The sequence below is a fragment of the Streptococcus sp. 1449 genome (assembly GCF_013276805.1).
GTDB classification, from domain to species: domain Bacteria; phylum Bacillota; class Bacilli; order Lactobacillales; family Streptococcaceae; genus Streptococcus; species Streptococcus pseudopneumoniae.
In genome coordinates this window covers 1-1,945 of the sequence record NZ_VMLS01000032.1, presented here as the reverse complement: position 1 = coordinate 1,945, position 1,945 = coordinate 1, and the positions used below count along the sequence as shown (strand labels likewise).

Sequence of the window (1,945 nt, the reverse complement as noted above, 5' to 3'; positions counted from 1 at the left end):
CTGCCCGACTTTATCACTTAATTCTCCGCCGACCTTACTTAATCCCTTGGTACATCTGGATTTTCCGACTATTTTTCAACTTTTTGTTTGTTATATATAGTTATGTATGCTATAATAGAGTATGGCATTTATTAAAACAACAACCAACAAAGAAGGACGTACTCATGTCTATCTTGTGGAGGGATATCGAAAAGATGGAAAAGTCAGACAGCGTATTTTGAAAAAATATGGTCTCTTAGATGAACTAGAGGTAGAGGAACCTGATATCTTAGAACGTTTGAAACGTGAGGCAAAGGAAGGTCTACTAACAGAACCTCAATTCTTTCAAGTAAGCTATGACCTACTGGCTCCTATGAATGAGGTGGATCAGTCCTATGGTTGGATGGTCTTGGATAACCTGTTTGAAGAGTTAAAACTAACCGAGTTTCTAAAGACAGTGAAATCGAAATCAGAGTACGATTTGGCTCAAGTTTTAAAACTATTAGTTTTTCAGAGAGTCCTCAATCCAGATAGTAAGTTATCTACTTATGCTTCTCAAGTAAACTTATTTGGTCATTGGGAAATAAGCCTCAACGCTATTTATCGTTCGTTAGATAAGTTGGATACCTTGAAAGAAAAACTTCTGCTTCATCTTCATAAAGAAGTGAGTCGCATGACCAAGCGTGAAGCACGTTTAGTTTTCTACGATGTAACGAACTACTACTTTGAAACAGATATCCCCGATGAGACGGTTGTTTCAGTTGATGGTGAAATTCTAAAAGAAGGACTAAGAAGGCGAGGTCCTAGTAAGGAACATCGTCCCAAACCCATTGTCCAATTAGGATTATTTATGGATACGAATGGAATTCCCATCAGTTATAAGTTATTTAGAGGAAATCAAACAGATCCTATTACCTATCTTCCAGCTGTTGAGGAAGTTAAAAAACAGTTTGGAATTGAGCGTATTGTGGTGGTGGCCGATAAGGCTATGAATAGCTCTTACAATATTTCTGAGATGATTCATCAAAAAGATGGATGGCTCTTCTCCCAGAAGCATCGTGGACGGCGTGGCGCCTCAAAGGAGCTACAAACACAAATTCTAAATCCAAACGATTGGCAATTTAATAAGGAGTTGACCTTCGCAAAGAAGTCCTATCTACGTGAACGCAAGCTGGGAACGAAGAAGGATTCTCCACTTGTCAAAGAGAAAGTTCTGATTACTTGGTCTAAGAAATACGCTGATCGAGAACGGATTCGTCGGGAAGGTGCTTTAGAATATGCCAGCCAACTAACCAATGCGGAACTCTTTCGACAGACCAGTAAAAAAGGAGGCAAGAAATATCTAGACCTCCACTATCTGGATGAAAAAACAGGGGAACTAAAGCCTTTTTCCCCACTTGTTACCATTGACCATGAGCAGGTTGATTTTGATGCTCAGTTTGATGGTGTGAATGTTCTTGTAACAAGTGAAGTTGGAATGACAGATGAAGAGATGTTGGAGGCTTATAAAGAGTTAGCTAAGATTGAGGATTGCTTCCGCATCACGAAGACAGAGCTTGAAAGTAGACCTGTTTATGTATGGACAGAAAATCATATACAGGCACATTTTTTGACTTGTTTTATCGCTTTAATTCATCTTCGACTCCTCCAACATCAAATTAATTGGAAGATGAGTCCAAGGAGAATCGCTAATGCTCTCAACAGTGCCAAAGCAACTAGGTTACAAGATAATTACTATAGACTACAAGAAAGTCCAGATATGCAGCTACTAAATAGACTATTAGGCATGGAATGGAACAAAGGGTTCGTGAAGTTTGAAGAACTCAAAAATTACGCCAAAGCTCCATATACAACACCTAAACGAGATTAAAGAACAGCGAAATCCCTTGTGGCGCAAAGGGTTAGCTGCCCTTTTGTATTTTTTAAGTGATAAAGTCGGGATTATATCTTTAAATCCCGATCAGAC

At 38.9% G+C, this 1,945-nt stretch carries 1 protein-coding gene; it reads left to right on the top strand.

Annotation, left to right across the window (positions count from 1 at the left end; all coding sequences use genetic code 11):
* Window positions 1-121 precede the first annotated feature (121 nt).
* Complete coding sequence (locus HT687_RS06940) at window positions 122-1,849, top strand: IS1634 family transposase (protein WP_000874118.1); 1,728 nt, start codon at window positions 122-124, stop codon at window positions 1,847-1,849.
* Window positions 1,850-1,945: the final 96 nt, after the last annotated feature.